Source organism: Mesorhizobium caraganae (assembly GCF_016836705.1).
Lineage (GTDB): Bacteria > Pseudomonadota > Alphaproteobacteria > Rhizobiales > Rhizobiaceae > Mesorhizobium > Mesorhizobium caraganae.
The window spans coordinates 16,521-32,523 of the sequence record NZ_JAFCGY010000027.1; the positions used below are offsets into that span (position 1 = coordinate 16,521).

The window sequence follows — 16,003 nt, forward strand, 5'->3', positions numbered from 1 at the left end:
CTTATGCATCGACGGCAATCGTGCCGCAAATCCGACGCCGGTGCCTTACGCACAATTGATCGCCACAGCCGGCATTTTCATGGTCGCGGTGCACGGGTTTCTGGGCTATTGCAGGGCCAGTCTTCCCTCCAGCCTCCCTCACTTCATGTCAGGTCTGCTCGCCGATCCGTGGTTCTATGCCGCCGCCATGCCGGCGGTGATCCTTGTCGGCCTGTCGAAAAGCGGCTTTGGCGGCGCTGTCGGCTTTGTCGGCGTGCCTTTGATGGCGCTGGCCATGCCGCCGGTGCAGGCGGCCGTCATCCTGCTGCCGATCCTGTGTCGCTGGCTTCACCAGCTTCGTCGCCCATGTCGGCGGCCCGCCCTTCCAGGTCTATGCGCTGCCGATCCGGCTCGATCCGAAAGTGCTGTCGGGGACATCGGCGATTTTCTTTGCCGCCACGAACGCGCTGAAACTGATCCCCTATTTCGCGCTCGGCCAGTTCGACACCGCCAATCTGACGGCGTCCGCCGTGCTGATGCCGCGGCACCGCTGGCCACCATTGCCGGCGCCTGGCTGGTACGGCGCATGCGGCCGGAGATCTTTTATCCCTTCACCTACGCGACCGTGGCCGTGGTCGCGGTCAAGCTGCTGTGGGACGGGATCGCCGGCCTGCTGTAAAGCAGCGCGAGGCGGCCGTACGGTCGCCCACATATTCTCGGTGTTAGACAGCGCTCGGCACGAGACGGCGACTGCCGCCAAAGGCCAGTGCGGCGCCGGCGATGACGACCAAAATCATGCCGGCGAGAATGCCGATGTCGTGCTCGGTCGGTTTGAGCACCATGTCCGCGACCACGACCAGCATCACTGCATAGTCGAAGCGTGCCACGCTCATCATGCGCTGGCCCATGGCAAGGACAGCAGGTGACATTCCCTCCTTGGCGATCACCGCTCCCATGCGCTCGCCGATTGGTTTGAAGACGAACATGCCGATCGAAAAGGTCGTGGCATAGCCGACGAGACCGATGACAATCCACAAATCTGCGAATCCCACCCAGAAGCTGCACATGATCAGGCCGAAGATCAGCGTCAGCATCGACATCGGTGCGAAAAACCTGCCGCCCAGTTGTCCGCTGGCACGGATCGCCTGCAGCTTTTCCTCGATGTTGCCGGCGCGCTCGGCAAGCATGCCGAGCAGGAACAGCACGAACCCACCTCCGACCCACAAAATGGCTGTGGCGACGTGGAGGAATTTGACGATCGAATACCAGTCCATAGGTTGCTCCTGGGCAGTTCCGGTGGGTTGCGGCGGCACGGATTTGTGCGCGACGGTGTGAGGAGCGGGCGTTTAACGCAACGCGTGTTTCGGAACGATGTCGCGTCGGCGCGCCAGTCTGTTACCGCGGTTTAATCATTCATTTTGGTCGCAAGCCGCGGCGACGGGCGGCTGTCATGGCAAAAGAGGACAGGTTCTGCGGCATGATCCTGAAACGTCCCGAGATTAAGCCGCTCGCGACCGACGTTCCATTCTGGCCGCGCGCGATCGGACCAAGTCTGCGGCAATCAACGAGGGCATCCCATGCAAGGCGTAGCACGAAATTTCTTCACCCTGGCCGTCATCTACGCGCTGTGCGGCATGGCTTTGGGCCTGCATATGGCGATCACCAATGACCATGGGCAGATGCCGACCCACGCACACACCATGGTGGCGGGCTGGCTGATGTCGGCGGTGTTCGCTCTCTTCTATCATTTGTTCCCGGCCATCGGGCAAAAGACGATTGCCGTCATCCATTTCTGGCTGACGGCAGTCAGCGGCATCGCGCTGATGATCGGGCTCTATTTTGAACTTGCGGGCCATCCGGAGATCGAGCCGGTACTGGCCTCTTCCTCGATCGGTTTTTATGCGGGAATGCTGTTGTTCGCCTTCATTTCCTTGCCGGCGATCTGGAAGAAGGCTGGAGCAAGCTGACGATCAGGTTCTGAGGGCCGTTGTGCTGATACGGCACAGAACGGCAGCGGTCGATCAAGAAATATCCGCTCCGTTAAGGGTTCATTAAGCTTTACACGTGTTTACTATGTCCATCCAGTTATCTGGATTCTTACCGAGTGGTTGGAGCCACTTCGTTTGACGCCTCCCTGTTAAACTCCTGAGAGCCGCCTTATCCGCGGCTCTTTTTTTGTCCGCATTTTGGGCTGCCTCGCGCCCATCCGCCGGCGTTAACCGTTTGTTAAACATGTGCTTGCCTTCAACGGCGGCGAAGCGCATTTTCAAGCTTCAGTCATCTAGGGTGCCGGCGTGACGGCGAAGAAGCCGAATCAGCCGACGGGGTAGTGCAGGGGCGTATCGATGAACGAGCCTTCGAAGGGCATCGCGAAAACCATCAAACTGGCGGAACGCCGGGTTTTCTCCCAATCCTTCAAACCGCTTTACCAGGAAGGCATGGGCCTGGTTGAGCAAGCAGCCGAATATCTCGACGGCAAGGGCCGGGCCGAGGCCAAAAAGTTGTCCAGGCTGGCGGCGACGCTCTATGCGGCCGAATCGATGCGGCTGACCACCAGGCTGATGCAGGTTGCCTCCTGGCTGCTTTTGCAGCGGGCGGCAAACTCCGGCGAGATGACCCGCGACCAGGTTGCTTCGGAAAAATCCAAGGTTCGCCTCGACACCGCGTCGGCGCATGACGAGGCGGCCGGCTGGAACGAACTGCCGAAGGATTTCCTCGATCTCGTCACACGCTCGCTGCGCCTCCAGGCTTTGGTGCGCCGCATGGACGAGGAGATCTATGGCGGCGCGTTTACCGAGACGCCGTCCGCCGTCCGCCGCGTCAATCCGGTTTCCGACCAGATCACGCTGCTCAACACGGCTTTCGCCCGGGGTTAAAACGCCTCCCGTTTCCGGTTTGTTCACATTTCGCTGGCATCGCTGTCCGCCGGAGGTAAACTTGGCGGATGGGGGAAGCGATTCGCATCATCGGTATCGACCCGGGGCTCAGGCGCACCGGCTGGGGCATCGTCGAAAGCCTCGGCAATTCGCTGCGCTTCGTCGGCTCCGGCACCGTGCGATCCGACGACAAGGCGGCGCTTGCGACACGGCTTTGTCAGTTGCATGACGGGCTGGCCGAGATCCTGCACGCTGCCATGCCGCAGGAGGCGGCCGTCGAGCAAACCTTCGTCAACAAGGATGCAGTGGCGACGCTGAAGCTCGGTCAGGCGCGTGGCATCGCCATGCTGGTGCCGGCGCGCGCCGGCCTTGTCGTCGCCGAATATGCCCCCAATGCCGTCAAAAAGGCGGTGATCGGCGTTGGCCATGGCGACAAGAAGCAGATCCACATGATGGTGAAGGTGCTGTTGCCGAAAGCCACTTTCGACACCGAACATGCTGCCGACGCACTGGCCATCGCCATCTGCCACGCGCATCACCGGCAAAGCGTCGCCTACAGGATGGCGGCGTTGGCATCATGAAAGGCTATTGAGCATGATAGGCAAGCTCAAGGGCACGCTGGACGAGATCGACGAGGATTTCTGCCTCGTCGACGTGCATGGCGTCGGCTATGTCGCTTATTGCTCGGCGCGCACGCTGGCCTCGCTGCCTTCGCCGGGCGAAGCGGTGGTGCTGTTCATCGAAACCTATGTGCGCGAGGACATGATTCGGCTCTATGGTTTCCAGTCGGTGCTGGAGCGTGAATGGTTCCGGCTCTTGATGACCAATGTGCAGGGCGTCGGCGCCAAGGTGGCGCTGGCGATCCTGTCGACATTGGCGCCGGCCGACCTCGCCAACGCGATCGCACTGCGCGACATCGCCATGGTCAGCCGCGCGCCCGGCGTTGGCAAGAAGGTGGCCGAGCGCATCGTCACCGAATTGAAGAACAAGGCGCCGGCCTATGCTGGAACCGCCTCCGGCACGATCGGCCTGAAGCAGGAACTCGGCGAGGGTGTCGCGCCGGCGCCGATCACCGACGCCGTCTCGGCGCTGGTCAATCTCGGCTATTCGCGCGACACAGCAGCCAATGCCGTGGCGGCGGCGCTGAAGACCGCCGGCGAGGATGCGGATGCCTCGAAGCTCATTCGTTTCGGGTTGAAGGAACTGGCGCGGTGAGCGGTTGCTTGCCCCCTCCTTTACCCTGTGCGAGGAAGGCAGCATGAGCCTTTCCCCTCGCCTCATTGCCCCGGAAAAGCGCGGCGAGGATGCCGAGCAGACTTTGCGGCCGCAGACGCTTGCCGATTTCGTCGGCCAGGCGGCGGTCAGGGCCAATCTCAAAGTGTTCATCGAGGCCGCCAAGGGCCGCAGCGAGGCGCTCGACCATGTGCTGTTCGTCGGGCCGCCGGGACTTGGCAAGACGACGCTGGCGCAGATCATGGCGCGCGAGCTCGGCGTCAATTTCCGTTCGACCTCGGGGCCAGTGATCGCCAAGGCCGGTGACCTCGCGGCGCTGCTCACCAATCTCGAAGACCGCGATGTGCTGTTCATCGATGAGATCCACCGGCTGAACCCGGCCGTTGAGGAAATCCTCTATCCGGCGATGGAGGATTTCCAGCTCGACCTGATCATCGGCGAAGGCCCGGCGGCGCGCTCGGTCAAGATCGATCTCGCCCGCTTCACTCTGGTCGCCGCCACGACGCGGCTTGGGCTTTTGACCAATCCGCTGCGCGACCGTTTCGGCATTCCGGTCCGGCTCAATTTCTATTCCGTCGAGGAACTGGAGCAGATCGTGCGCCGCGGCGCCCGCATCCTGCAAATGCCGCTCGGCGACGACGGTGCGCTGGAGATCGCGCGCCGCGCCCGCGGCACGCCGCGCATCGCCGGCCGGCTGCTGCGCCGGGTGCGCGATTTCGCCTCCGTTGCCGGCGACGGCCATGTCGACAGGCAGATTGCCGATGAAGCCCTCACCCGCCTGGAGGTCGACGCGCTCGGTCTCGACGCGCTCGACCGCCGCTATCTCTCGATGATTGCCCGCAATTTCGGCGGCGGGCCGGTCGGTATCGAGACCATCGCCGCCGGCCTGTCCGAGCCGCGCGATGCTATCGAGGACATTATCGAGCCCTATCTGATCCAGCAGGGTTTCATCCAGCGCACGCCGCGCGGCCGCGTGCTGACCGCCAATGCCTGGCGCCATCTCGGCCTCGACGCGCCGAAGGACCTGGCGCAGCAGCAGATCAACCTGTTCCAGGAGGAGTAACGGAGATTTGTCCTCCGGAACGGATTGTCTGCGCAGAATCTCCTCAAGCCCGCCAGCGTGAAGGCGCATTCCTGGATTTTATCGTGCGTCTCAATGTCGGCGCGGACCGCTCCGATCAGGCGTCGGAGCCAGGAAAGTGATCACCAGACGCGGGTTCCTGAAATTCGTCGGCGGTTCGTTCCTCTCGCTGGCTTCGCTCAGTGCCTATGCGGTTGGTATCGAGCCGATGCTGTTGACGCATGTGAAGCGCTATCAGCTGACGCCGCCGCATTGGCCAGCAGGGCTGAAGCTGCGCGCCGTCGTGCTTTCCGACATCCATGCATGCCACCCCTGGATGACGCCGGAGCGGATCGCTTCGCTTGCGGCTGAGGCGAATGCGCTCAAGCCGGATGTGATCCCCATGCTTGGCGACTATCCGGCTGGCACTCGAATAGTGACGGGCTGGGTGGATGCCTCGGAATGGGCGCCGGCACTTTCCGGCCTCAAGGCGCCGCTCGGCGTCTGGTCGATCCTCGGCAACCATGACTGGTGGGAAGACCGTACCGCGCAAAGGGTTGGCGCCGGACCGACGATTTCACGCAAGGCGCTGGAGACCGTCGGCATTCCGGTGCTGGAAAACGATGTCGTACGCCTGGAAAAGGACGGGCACGGCTTCTGGCTCGCCGGTCTTGCCGATCAGTTGGCGTTGCTCCCCGGCCGGGCCTGGGGCCGCAGTCACGTCAAGGGCCTGGACGATCTCGACGGCACGCTGGCGAAGGTCAGCGACCAGGCGCCCATCATCCTGCTCGCCCACGAGCCCGACATTTTTCCGAAAGTGCCGGGGCGGGTTTCGCTGACGCTGTCAGGCCACACCCATGGCGGACAGGTCCGGCTGTTCGGCTATTCGCCGGTGGTGCCGTCCCGCTTCGGCAATCGTTTCGCCTATGGGCATGTCGTCGAGAATGACCGCAACCTGATTGTGTCGGGTGGACTCGGCTTCAGCATCGCACCGGTGCGGTTCGGCATGCGCCCGGAGATCCTGCAGATCGATCTTGGTTCCACATAGGCCTCGCCCCTGACTAGGGCGTGGACTCATTAGCACGCAGCCAAATTCGGATTGATGCGAGTTTGACGAACGCCAGATAGTTAGCCGCGAGTTTGTCATCTCGGGTTGCGACGGAGGACCCAGAAGATGCCATTGAGCACGCAACGGTCGTTTAGACGCCGAACCCCACGCGTTTGTTCGGCAGCATCGGTTCGATAGCGGTCCATTCGTAGTCGCTGAGTTCGTCGCGCATGATTCGAGGCTCCGGTTTCGGAGCTTGAATCACATCTAGGACAGTGCCACCAACCCGCAATGGTTGGTCGCGGTCCTACTAATGCTCTGAATTTACTTCCGCTTCCCTTCAGCATAACGGACATCGCCGGACTTGCTGGTGGTCCGGCCCTGTCGCGTATGACCCAAAGCGGCCCTGGCGCGGTGTCCAGACCCCGACTCTTCGTCCGGGTGACGATGGCGGATTGGAGTGCTGCGGTGGTGGTGGATTATTGTCGGGGTTCCAAGTCTCCCTCCGGAGGTTCATCCTGCTATATTCAGTCCAAACTAGCAGGGGGTGGCGGTGGTTACGGCGCGCGTTGAGAGACGGTTAGCGGCGGGTGTTGGTAGCGGATGTTGCCGGTTATTCGCGGTTAATGGGCGCTGACGAAGTCGGCACGCTCGAAGCCCTTAAAGCCATCCGCCGCGAAATCGTTGATCCAGCCATTGCGGAGCACAAGGGCAGGATCGTTAAGACAACTGGCGATGGCCTCTTGGTCGAATTCGCTAGCGCTGTGGACGCGGTGACTTGCGCCATGGCTGTTCAAGAGAAGATGGCCGGGCGGGAAGGACAGATTGCCTTTCGCATTGGCATCAACATCGGCGACATTATCAGGGACGAAAACGACATCTTTGGTGACGGCGTGAATGTGGCCGCACGCGTTGAGAACGAATGCGCGCCGGGCGGCGTGTGTTTGTCGGGAAGTGCGTTCGAACAAGTCAGGGGAAAAACGAAATTCGAGTTCGATGATCTAGGCGAACGATCGCTGAAGAACATTGATAGAGTGGTTCGACTATATGGCGTCAAACTTGGTAACCCGCCAAAGGCAACGATTTCGGATAGCAATCGACCGCTGCCATTACCCGACAAACCTTCAATCGCGGTTCTGCCGTTTCAGAACATGTCCGGTGACCCGGAGCAAGAGTACTTCGCTGATGGCATGGTGGAAGACATCATCACTGCGCTGTGCCGTTTCAAATGGCTGTTCGTGATCGCCCGCAATTCGACCTTCACGTATAAGGGGCGGTCCGTTGACATCAGGCAGGTTGGACGGGAACTAGGGGTTCGTTACGTGTTGGAAGGCAGCGTGCGAAGGGCAACCGACCGAGTACGGATCACAGCCCAGCTCATTGACGCGGAGACCAGGGCCCATATTTGGGCAGATCGCTACGACCGCGCTGTCGACGACATCTTTGCTTTGCAGGATGAAATTACTTTGAGCACTGTCGCCGCGATCGAGCCCAGCCTGCGCCAAGCCGAAATTGAACGGGCGAAGCGCAAACGGCCTGAAAATCTCGACGCCTACGACCTCGTGTTACGTGCGACGCCTCTGGTGGATACTGGGATGCCGGAGGGCGCGTCGCAGGCAGTGCCACTCCTTGAGCGCGCACTTTTACTTGAGCCGAACTACGCGCTCGCGCACGGCCAGACGGCGTTTTGCAATGAAATACTATATCTCCGAGCGGGAAGGCGTGAAGACAATCGCACAGCTGCGATACAGCACGCACATACTGCAGTGGCGCTTGGCCCCGACGATGCCCCAGCACTTGTCTATGCCGCAATCGCTATCGGTCTTGTCGAACATAACCGTATCTTGGCTCAGGAAACGTTCGAGGCCGCTCTTGCAATCTCCCCGTCGGCAGCGTGGGCATATTCGTGGGGCGCGTTGATTTTGGGCTGGGGAGGGGAAGCCGAGCGTGCCATCGAATGGGGCGAGCGGGGTATCCGCCTTAGTCCACTCGATCCGTGGATTACGGCGGCGCTGCATGGCATTTGCATGGGTCATTTTCTTCGCGGGCGCTATGAAGATGCTGCGGCGGCAGCGCAACGGGCCATTCGTAGCAAACCAGGTTTCAGCGTCTCGCACATGTTTCTGGCAGCGGCGCTTGCTAAACTCGGACGAATGGAAGATGCGAGCGCGGCTGCCGGGCGCGTGATACAACTTCAACCCAACTTCAGCAGCAATGGCCAGTGCTCCGCCATCGGTTGCGTGCCGGTACTCGCAGCACCTCTTATCGAAGCAATGCGCGCTTCAGGTCTTCCCGAATAATCAGGATCCGCCAACCTCGCTGCCGATGTGGCCGGCCATGCCGCATCCCATCGCATCATTTCGCTGCGATGCCGAATTTGATCGCTACCAAGGTATCGGGGACCCTCCTGAGCCGTCAGCGCGGCCGATTTATGAATTCACGGCCTAAGGCAGCGACCGGATCGCATCCATCACGGCAGGCTCGGCCTTGTCGCCGTTGAAAGCGTCGACGATGCCGAAGGCGCCACCAAAACTCCACACCGACCATGAGAAGCCATGCGCCTCGGCGCGCGCTATCATGTCCTTGACATAGGCGGCGCGGTATTGCGGCGGCATGACATAGGGGTTGCCATACTCCTGGCGGATCATGCCGAATTCGCCCAGCGTGATGTTTTCCGGCTTGATGCTGTTGGCCTTGGCCCAGGCCTCGACCTTTTCGAACGGCGCATCCATGACGCCGAGCAGCTTTTCGTCCGTGTCCATGCTCGCCACCTGCTCGTCGAGATAGGCGAGCAGGCCGCTTCGCCTGGTCCACGGCGCCTCAGCCTTCATCTTGGCGCGGATCGCGTCCAGTTTTGCATCGAGCTCGGCGCGCGGCACCGCGGTCAGCGGGTAGGGCAGGCCGGTGACATAGGGAATGAAATCGCCGGCCCAGGTCGCGCCCTGATGGGTGAGCAGGAACGGATCGTAGGAGTGGAAGGTCCAGATGATGTTGTCGTCGGGAATCGTCTTCGGGTCGATCCTGACCAGTGAGGCCGCATTGGAATAGCATGCGCCGGTGAGGATAAGCGTCAGCCTGGTGGCCGAGGCGCGCGCGGCCGCGAACAATTTCTGCTGGCGCTCGGGCCAGAGGCTGGTGCCGTCGCTGTCGCAATCGACGATCGGCTCGTTCATCGGCTCGAAAGCGACCTGCGTCGGGTCCTCAGTGGCAAGCGAGCGCGCCATTTTGCGGATGACCTCGACATAGGCGTCGAACGTGGCGGGATCGTCCATCACCTGGCCCATGCCGATCTCGCGGCCGCCCCCGGCGGGGATGAGGTGCATGTCGACGATCACTTTCAGGCCGGCGCGGTTGATCATGCGGGCCGAGTCCCGCACGCTGGCATAAAGGTCGTCGCGCAGCGCCAGCGTCTGGTCCGACATAAACGGCGAGGGGTCGACCGGCATGCGCAGGAAGTCGAAGCCGGCGGCCTTCAGCGCCTTGAGGTCTTCCTCGTTGAGGAACTTGCGCCATTCCGGATAGGGCAGGATGGCCTTGGGATCGTTCCATTTGTCTTCCCCGACCCAGGTCGTCCACTGGTCGAGGTTGAGGCCGCGCTTCATCGAAAAGCTCGCGGCGTGGCCGGGCAGAGCGGACGCCGCCAGCACAAGCAGCGCCGCCATCAAGGTCTTGATCATCGCCGTCAACAGTGCCATCCGATTTGCTGCGCTGGTGATTTTGGCAGGACAGGTGCCCCGCCGGGGGCAAAAAGGAAAGCGCGATGGACGATCATGGTGAATCGGCGGCACTCACTGCCGGGCTATCCGGCGCTCTGACGGATTTCGGCCATCGGCTGATGGCACGGGTCTATTATGCCGACACCGATTTCTCCGGCGTCGTCTATCACGCGCGCTATCTCGAATTCTTCGAGCGCGGCCGCTCGGACTATCTAAGGCTCGCCGGCGTCCATCACACCGAACTTCACCAAGGCAAGCACGGTGAAAGGATCGTCTGGGTGGTGCGGCGCATGGAGATCGATTTTCGTTCGCCCGCCCGCATGGACGATATCCTGACCATCGACACTCGCACCGAAGAGATTTCCGGCGCCCGCATCGTCATGGCACAGCAATTGAAGCGCCGCGCCGAGGTGTTAGTCGAGGCGAAGGTCCAGGCGGCGATCATCGGTGAGAACGGCCGGCCGAAACGCTTTCCCAAGGAATGGATCGCGGCCTTCATACCGAGAGCAAGTTGATACCAGGGCCTGCCAGCCTGCAACGAGCGGCTGATCGGCGGCGCATTTTGATGGGACAACATGCCTGCCGTCGTCCCGGGGCGCGGCAATGCGCCGCGCCATATTTCCTAACCCATCCTTAACCATAACGGTCCATGAAGAGATTGGTGAAGATTGGAAGAATCCGTGCGCCTTCCTTTCACCAATATTTGCCCTGAAAAGGCCGCTAACGGTGCATTTTGGGGTAATCCGCAAGCCTAGCGCGAACGGACCACAAGGGATGCCCATGGGCCAGCCGCCAGCGATGCCCGGAAAATCTTAAGGACTTAAACGATGGAAAATATCGCACTCGCCGACCCGGCAGCGCATTTGTCGATTTGGGCGCTGTTCATGCAGGCCGGCTGGGTGGTCAAGCTGGTGATGATCGGGCTGCTCTGCGCTTCGATCTGGACCTGGGCGATCATCGTCGACAAGCTGGTCAGCTATGCCCGCATGCGGCTGTCGCTCAACCGCTTCGAACAGGTGTTCTGGTCGGGACAGTCGCTGGAGGAGCTCTACCGCACGCTCGCGGACCGCAAGACCACCGGCATGGGCGCGATCTTCGTCGCAGCCATGCGCGAATGGAAGAAAAGCTTCGAGAAAGGCGCCAAATCGCCGCTCGGCCTGCAGACCCGTATCGACAAGGCGATGGACCTGGCGCTGACGCGCGAGATGGAGCGGCTGGAGGGACGGCTCGGCTTCCTCGCCACCACCGGTTCGGCCGCACCCTTCATCGGCCTGTTCGGCACCGTCATCGGCATCATGACCTCGTTCCAGGCCATTGCCGCTTCCAAGAACACCAGCCTTTCGGTGGTGGCGCCCGGCATCGCCGAGGCGCTGCTGGCAACGGCCATCGGCCTGCTCGCCGCCATCCCGGCTGTCATCGCCTACAACAAGCTGTCATCGGACGCGAACAAGATCGCGGTGCGCATGGAAGGGTTCTCGGACGAGTTCTCCGCCATACTCTCGCGCCAAATCGATGAAAAAGTCGCACCGAAGGCCTGAGGAGCAGCAAGATGGGTATGTCCGTAGGCATCTCGGGACGCGGCGGGCGCGGCCACAGGCGGCGCGGCCGCCATCACGCGCTGATATCGGAAATCAACGTCACGCCGATGGTCGACGTGATGCTGGTGCTGTTGATCATCTTCATGGTCGCGGCACCCTTGCTGACGGTCGGCGTGCCGATCGACCTGCCGGACACGCAGGCCAAGGCGATGAACGCCGACACGCAACCGATCACTGTCTCGATCAACGCTGCCGGCCAGATTTATCTGCAAGAGACCGAAATCCCGATCGAAGAACTGGTGGCCAAGCTGCAGGCGATCTCCAAGACCGGCTATGAAGAGCGCATTTTCATCCGCGGCGACAAGTCGACCGACTACGGCACCGCCATGAAGGTGATGGCCCGCATTTCGGCCGCTGGTTACAAGAACATCGGCCTCGTCTCGCTCCAGGAACAGGAACAGTAGCGCCAAGATGCGGACCGGCCTCACCACATCGGTGATCTTGCACACGGTAGCGTTGGCCTTTGGGCTGTTCACGCTGTCGTCGCCGCCTGCCATGCCCGCGTCCGATGCTGAATCGGTCTCGGTCGCAATCGTGCCGGTGGAGGCCGTCGCGCAGACGCTGCAGGGCGACAAGAAAGCAGTGATGCGCGAAAAGCCGGCGCCGACCCCGACCAAGCGGCCCGATATCGTGCCAGAGGCACAGAAGATTGGTGAGAACAGCGTCGACACCGACAAACCGGTGACGGACGAGGCCAAGCCGAAGCCGGTGGAGCTGGCGTCGGCCCCGCCGCCGGCGCCGACACCGAAAGAGAAGCCTAAGACCGAGGACGCGCCGAAGCCGAAGGAAGAGCCGAAGCCGACTCCAGCGACGGAAGTGGCGCCGGTGCCGCAGCCGAAGGAAGAGGTCAAGCCCGAGCCGGTCAAGCAGACGGAACCGAAGCCCACCCCGGCCAAGGAGCCGGCGCCGGCGCCACAGCCGGATACGACCGCCGCCATCGAGCCGAAGCCCGAGGTCAAGCCCGACGCGGTCGCCGAGGCCATATCGGAACAGCAGCCTCCGGAGGAGGCGCAGCTGCCGAATTCCGCACCCGCGCCCGAAGCGCGGCCGAAGCTGCAGCCGGCGCAGGCTGAAAGCGCCAAGGCGCCGGATCGCAAGGATGCCGACAAGCCGGTCAAGGAAGCTTCGTCCAAGCCGAAGTCCGAGGACAAGCAGTTCAACGCTGACGAGATTTCAGCTCTCCTCGACAAGCAGAAGCCATCCGGCGGCGGCGCCAAGCGCTCGACGCAGCAGGCGTCGCTCGGCGCCGACAAGACCCAGGGCCAGAAGCTGTCGCAAAGCGAAATGGGCGCTTTGTCGGATCAGCTCGGCGGTTGCTGGACCCTTCCCGTGGGGCTCGAGGGTTCGGAAAACTTCGTCGCCGTGGTCCTGTTCAACCTCGACGCCTCCGGCAAGCTCGATGGCCGGCCGACCGTCGAGAAATCGAGCGGAAACCAGCAGTTTGACGAGAGTGCGGTGCGTGCCGTCCAGAAATGCAACATGGCCGGCCTGCAGGTTCCTGCCGGCAAGCAGGATATCTGGGCCCAGGTTCGGGTCACTTTCGATCCCAGAGAGATGCTTGGGCTTTAAGTCTGGCGTCCACAAAATCAGTTAAGAGAAGCGAGACGACATGAAATCCATCCTCAAGCCGCTCCTGACGATTGCAGCCATGGCGCTGGGCATGACTGCCGTTGCCACCTTGCCGGCGCGAGCACTCGTCGAGATCAACGTCAACAAGGGCAATGTCGAGCCGTTGCCGATCGCGATCACCGATTTTCAAGGTGAGATTGGCGCCCAGATCTCCGATATCGTCAGCGCCGATCTGAAACGCTCCGGTCTGTTCGCACCGATAGACAAGAGCGCCTTCATCGAGAAGATCGCCAATCCGGATGCGCAGCCGCGCTTCGACGACTGGAAGGTGATCAACGCGCAGGCACTGGTAACCGGCAGCGTCGGCAAGGAGGCGGACGGCCGCATCCGCGCCCAGTACCGGTTGTGGGACACTTTTGCCGGCCAGCAGATGTCCGGCGAGCAGTTCTTCGCCAACGACGCCAACACTAGGCGCGTCGCTCACATCATCGCCGACGCGATCTATGAGAGGCTGACCGGAGAGAAAGGCTATTTCGATACCCGCGTCGTCTTCATCGACGAATCCGGCGCCAAGAATGCGCGCAAGAAGCGGCTCGCCATCATGGACCAGGACGGCGCCAACGTCCGCTATCTCTCGGACGGCAAATCGATCGTGCTGACACCGCGTTTCTCGCCGAACCGGCAGGAAATCACTTATATGTCGTACGAAAGCGGCCAGCCGCGGGTCTATCTGCTGCAGATCGAGACCGGGCAGCGCGAACTGGTCGGCAATTTCCCCGGCATGACCTTTGCGCCGCGCTTTTCGCCGGACGGCCAGAAGGTGATCATGAGCCTGCTGCGCGATGACGGCAATTCCAACATCTTCGCCATGGATCTGCGCAGCCGCTCAACGACCCGGCTGACCAACTCGACCGCCATCGACACCTCGCCGTCCTATTCGCCCGACGGCAGCAAGGTTGTGTTCACCTCCGACCGTGGCGGCCGCGCGCAGATCTATGTGATGGGCGCCGACGGTTCGGGCCAGACCCGCATTTCGTTCGGCGACGGCGTCTATTCGACGCCGGTGTGGTCGCCGCGCGGCGATCTCGTCGCCTTCACCAAGCAGACGGGCGGCGAATTCCAGATCGGCGTCATGAAGACCGACGGCTCTGGCGAGCGCATCCTGTCGTCCGGCTTCCAGCAGGAAGGGCCGACCTGGGCGCCCAACGGCCGCGTGCTGATGTTCTTCCGCGACTCCGCCGGTGGCCCAAAACTGGTTTCCGTCGACCTTACCGGCCGGAACGAACAGTCGATCCCGACGGCGAATTTCGCTTCCGATCCGGCCTGGTCGCCGCTGCTGGAGTGAGCGGAATTGAGGAATTGAGGAATTGAAGAACTAAGAATGGAGAAAGAGGGAAGCTTCATCAAGCGCGCGAAGGACTTGGAAGTCTATAAGCGCGCTTACGCGGTTTCCCTCGACGTTCACAGGGCGACGCTGGTTTTTCCGAAAATCGAGCAATACGCACTGGCCGACCAAATGCGTCGATCCAGCAAGGCCATCTGCGCCAATTTAGCAGAGGGCTTTGCTAAGCAGACACATTCCAGGCCCGAATTCGCGCGGTTCATTTCGATGGCGATGGGATCATGTAGTGAGCTAGAAACGTGGATTTCCTATGCGTTCGATCTTGGCTACATCGCACAAGCGCAGCGCGACGAATGGCTGCAATCATATGTCCACATCTATGGAATGCTGGTGAATTTGAGGGAGAGGCTGACGTGAGCCTTCTTCAATTCTTGAGTTCTTCGATTCCCATCGCGCAGCGAAGTCAAAACCTGGATCTCTTATGCATTCGATCTCGGATACATCACGCAGGCGCAGTTCGACGAGTGGCAGCTGTCTTACAGCCAGATATAGGGGAATGCTGGTGAATCTCAGAGGGTTGCTGAGGTGACCTTTTTCCTCCAGTTCCTCAATTCTTCAGTTTTCCAATTCCAATTTTTCACGCCGAAGTCGCCTTTTGGCCGCATTTCCGCCTACGGTCCGCGACCATTGTGGCATCAGGTTATTTCGGCTGCGGACGGGCGGCTGAAACCAAATTTTAACCGTGTTTCTTGAATGCCGGTTAACCCAAACGTGGTTACTGGGTGATCAACGAAATCACTCGAATACGAAGGAGAGGCGGCATGGGCCGTATCGCAGCACTTACCAGAAACCCGGCGATGATTGCGCTGATCGCGATGCTCGCCATCACCGGTTGCGCCTCGAAGAAGACCCCGAACAGCGCCGCCGACCTCGGTCTCAATGGCGCGGGCGCCGCAACGCCCGGCTCAGCGCAGGACTTCACGGTCAACATTGGCGACCGCATCTTCTTCGATACGGATTCGTCCTCGATCCGCGCCGATGCGCAGACGACGCTGTCGCGCCAGGCGCAGTGGCTCAACCAGTACAAGCAGTATGCCATCGTCGTCGAAGGCCACGCCGATGAGCGCGGCACGCGCGAATACAATCTGGCGCTCGGCGCCCGCCGCGCCGCCGCCACCCGCGACTTCCTGGTCGCCAGGGGCGTTTCGGCAAGCCGCCTGAAGACGATTTCCTACGGTAAGGAACGTCCGGTCGCGGTTTGCGACGACATCTCCTGCTGGTCGCAGAATCGCCGCGCGGTCACCACGCTCTCCGGTGCCGGATCCTGATAGGCAAGACGGCGGCGCGCCTATCCTGACGCAATTCCGGACGGAAAACCGTTTCACACTTTTCCTGGAATTGCTTGTGTCGCAAAATTGCAACACCTCCATGCGAAAGGCGGCCATTGGCCGCCTTTTTCAGTTCCAGTCCCGGAAACAAAATTGGGAAACAAAATTTGGCCGAAGTCTCGCCTCCTGCTAAGAGCCGAGGGCGTCTGGCTGGTTCCTGTGATTGGAAGGCGCGAACAGACTCACGAATTACA

At 61.4% G+C, this 16,003-nt stretch carries 16 protein-coding genes and 2 pseudogenes; 15 read left to right on the forward strand and 3 right to left on the reverse strand.

Annotation, left to right across the window (positions count from 1 at the left end; all coding sequences use genetic code 11):
* The first annotated feature begins 145 nt into the window (after positions 1-145).
* Positions 146-658, forward strand: a pseudogene (locus JQK88_RS28310) (sulfite exporter TauE/SafE family protein).
* A 43-nt stretch (positions 659-701) separates the two neighbouring features.
* On the opposite strand, the gene JQK88_RS28315 reads toward JQK88_RS28310, so the two are convergent.
* Positions 702-1,253, reverse strand: a complete 552-nt coding sequence (locus tag JQK88_RS28315; RefSeq protein WP_203280158.1) for a DUF2269 family protein — start codon at positions 1,251-1,253, stop codon at positions 702-704.
* A gap of 303 nt (positions 1,254-1,556) precedes the next feature.
* Here JQK88_RS28315 and JQK88_RS28320 point away from each other — a divergent pair, with 303 nt between their 5' ends.
* The 6 genes from JQK88_RS28320 to JQK88_RS28345 all read left to right on the forward strand — a co-directional run bounded on the left by JQK88_RS28320 (position 1,557) and on the right by JQK88_RS28345 (position 6,196).
* The gene (locus tag JQK88_RS28320) at positions 1,557-1,946 is read left to right on the forward strand and encodes a hypothetical protein (RefSeq protein WP_203280159.1); all 390 of its coding nucleotides are present in this window, start codon (positions 1,557-1,559) and stop codon (positions 1,944-1,946) included.
* 378 nt (positions 1,947-2,324) lie between these two features.
* A complete protein-coding gene (gene rcdA / locus JQK88_RS28325) occupies positions 2,325-2,855 on the forward strand; it encodes a protease adaptor protein RcdA (RefSeq protein WP_192258715.1) in 531 nt (176 codons plus the stop codon).
* A 68-nt stretch (positions 2,856-2,923) separates the two neighbouring features.
* A complete protein-coding gene (gene ruvC, locus JQK88_RS28330; RefSeq protein WP_112559670.1) occupies positions 2,924-3,436 on the forward strand; it encodes a crossover junction endodeoxyribonuclease RuvC in 513 nt (170 codons plus the stop codon).
* A gap of 13 nt (positions 3,437-3,449) precedes the next feature.
* On the forward strand, positions 3,450-4,070 hold the full coding sequence (gene ruvA, locus JQK88_RS28335) for a Holliday junction branch migration protein RuvA (RefSeq protein WP_203280180.1): 621 nt from the start codon (positions 3,450-3,452) through the stop codon (positions 4,068-4,070).
* 43 nt (positions 4,071-4,113) lie between these two features.
* Entirely contained in the window at positions 4,114-5,151 is a 1,038-nt protein-coding gene (ruvB, locus tag JQK88_RS28340; RefSeq protein WP_112559820.1) for a Holliday junction branch migration DNA helicase RuvB, read from the forward strand.
* A gap of 136 nt (positions 5,152-5,287) precedes the next feature.
* Positions 5,288-6,196, forward strand: a complete 909-nt coding sequence (locus JQK88_RS28345; protein ID WP_203280160.1) for a metallophosphoesterase — start codon at positions 5,288-5,290, stop codon at positions 6,194-6,196.
* Positions 6,197-6,306: 110 nt separating this feature from the next.
* Here JQK88_RS28345 and JQK88_RS28350 read toward each other — a convergent pair.
* A pseudogene (locus JQK88_RS28350) lies at positions 6,307-6,428 on the reverse strand (transposase); the annotation flags it as partial.
* 358 nt (positions 6,429-6,786) lie between these two features.
* On the opposite strand from JQK88_RS28350, the gene JQK88_RS28355 reads away from it, so the two are divergent.
* The gene (locus JQK88_RS28355; RefSeq protein WP_312037340.1) at positions 6,787-8,496 is read left to right on the forward strand and encodes an adenylate/guanylate cyclase domain-containing protein; all 1,710 of its coding nucleotides are present in this window, start codon (positions 6,787-6,789) and stop codon (positions 8,494-8,496) included.
* A gap of 144 nt (positions 8,497-8,640) precedes the next feature.
* Here the strand turns inward: JQK88_RS28355 and JQK88_RS28360 are convergent, their stop codons facing one another.
* Entirely contained in the window at positions 8,641-9,891 is a 1,251-nt protein-coding gene (locus JQK88_RS28360) for a glycoside hydrolase family 5 protein (protein ID WP_203280161.1), read from the reverse strand.
* 65 nt (positions 9,892-9,956) lie between these two features.
* Between JQK88_RS28360 and ybgC the strand changes: the two genes are divergently transcribed.
* The 7 genes from ybgC to pal all read left to right on the forward strand — a co-directional run bounded on the left by ybgC (position 9,957) and on the right by pal (position 15,749).
* Positions 9,957-10,427: a tol-pal system-associated acyl-CoA thioesterase gene (gene ybgC, locus JQK88_RS28365; protein ID WP_203280162.1), complete on the forward strand. Its 471-nt coding sequence runs from the start codon at positions 9,957-9,959 to the stop codon at positions 10,425-10,427.
* Positions 10,428-10,739: 312 nt separating this feature from the next.
* The gene (tolQ, locus tag JQK88_RS28370) at positions 10,740-11,450 is read left to right on the forward strand and encodes a protein TolQ (protein ID WP_142869706.1); all 711 of its coding nucleotides are present in this window, start codon (positions 10,740-10,742) and stop codon (positions 11,448-11,450) included.
* 11 nt (positions 11,451-11,461) lie between these two features.
* A complete protein-coding gene (tolR, locus tag JQK88_RS28375) occupies positions 11,462-11,914 on the forward strand; it encodes a protein TolR (protein WP_181057782.1) in 453 nt (150 codons plus the stop codon).
* A 7-nt stretch (positions 11,915-11,921) separates the two neighbouring features.
* Complete coding sequence (gene tolA / locus JQK88_RS28380; protein ID WP_203280163.1) at positions 11,922-13,079, forward strand: cell envelope integrity protein TolA; 1,158 nt, start codon at positions 11,922-11,924, stop codon at positions 13,077-13,079.
* A 40-nt stretch (positions 13,080-13,119) separates the two neighbouring features.
* Entirely contained in the window at positions 13,120-14,424 is a 1,305-nt protein-coding gene (tolB, locus tag JQK88_RS28385; RefSeq protein ID WP_112559662.1) for a Tol-Pal system beta propeller repeat protein TolB, read from the forward strand.
* Between the two features lie 36 nt (positions 14,425-14,460).
* Entirely contained in the window at positions 14,461-14,838 is a 378-nt protein-coding gene (locus JQK88_RS28390; RefSeq protein WP_192258708.1) for a four helix bundle protein, read from the forward strand.
* Between the two features lie 404 nt (positions 14,839-15,242).
* Positions 15,243-15,749, forward strand: coding sequence for a peptidoglycan-associated lipoprotein Pal (gene pal / locus JQK88_RS28400; RefSeq protein ID WP_112559660.1), 507 nt, complete (start codon positions 15,243-15,245; stop codon positions 15,747-15,749).
* Positions 15,750-16,003: the final 254 nt, after the last annotated feature.

Coding starts and splice junctions, on each gene's coding strand:
- JQK88_RS28315 (WP_203280158.1), bottom strand. CDS start 1,253: ATGGACTGGTATTCGATCGTCAAATTCCTCCACGTCGCCACAGCCATT.
- JQK88_RS28320 (WP_203280159.1), top strand. CDS start 1,557: ATGCAAGGCGTAGCACGAAATTTCTTCACCCTGGCCGTCATCTACGCG.
- rcdA (WP_192258715.1), top strand. CDS start 2,325: ATGAACGAGCCTTCGAAGGGCATCGCGAAAACCATCAAACTGGCGGAA.
- ruvC (WP_112559670.1), top strand. CDS start 2,924: ATGGGGGAAGCGATTCGCATCATCGGTATCGACCCGGGGCTCAGGCGC.
- ruvA (WP_203280180.1), top strand. CDS start 3,450: ATGATAGGCAAGCTCAAGGGCACGCTGGACGAGATCGACGAGGATTTC.
- ruvB (WP_112559820.1), top strand. CDS start 4,114: ATGAGCCTTTCCCCTCGCCTCATTGCCCCGGAAAAGCGCGGCGAGGAT.
- JQK88_RS28360 (WP_203280161.1), bottom strand. CDS start 9,891: ATGGCACTGTTGACGGCGATGATCAAGACCTTGATGGCGGCGCTGCTT.
- ybgC (WP_203280162.1), top strand. CDS start 9,957: ATGGACGATCATGGTGAATCGGCGGCACTCACTGCCGGGCTATCCGGC.
- tolQ (WP_142869706.1), top strand. CDS start 10,740: ATGGAAAATATCGCACTCGCCGACCCGGCAGCGCATTTGTCGATTTGG.
- tolR (WP_181057782.1), top strand. CDS start 11,462: ATGGGTATGTCCGTAGGCATCTCGGGACGCGGCGGGCGCGGCCACAGG.
- tolA (WP_203280163.1), top strand. CDS start 11,922: ATGCGGACCGGCCTCACCACATCGGTGATCTTGCACACGGTAGCGTTG.
- tolB (WP_112559662.1), top strand. CDS start 13,120: ATGAAATCCATCCTCAAGCCGCTCCTGACGATTGCAGCCATGGCGCTG.
- JQK88_RS28390 (WP_192258708.1), top strand. CDS start 14,461: ATGGAGAAAGAGGGAAGCTTCATCAAGCGCGCGAAGGACTTGGAAGTC.
- pal (WP_112559660.1), top strand. CDS start 15,243: ATGGGCCGTATCGCAGCACTTACCAGAAACCCGGCGATGATTGCGCTG.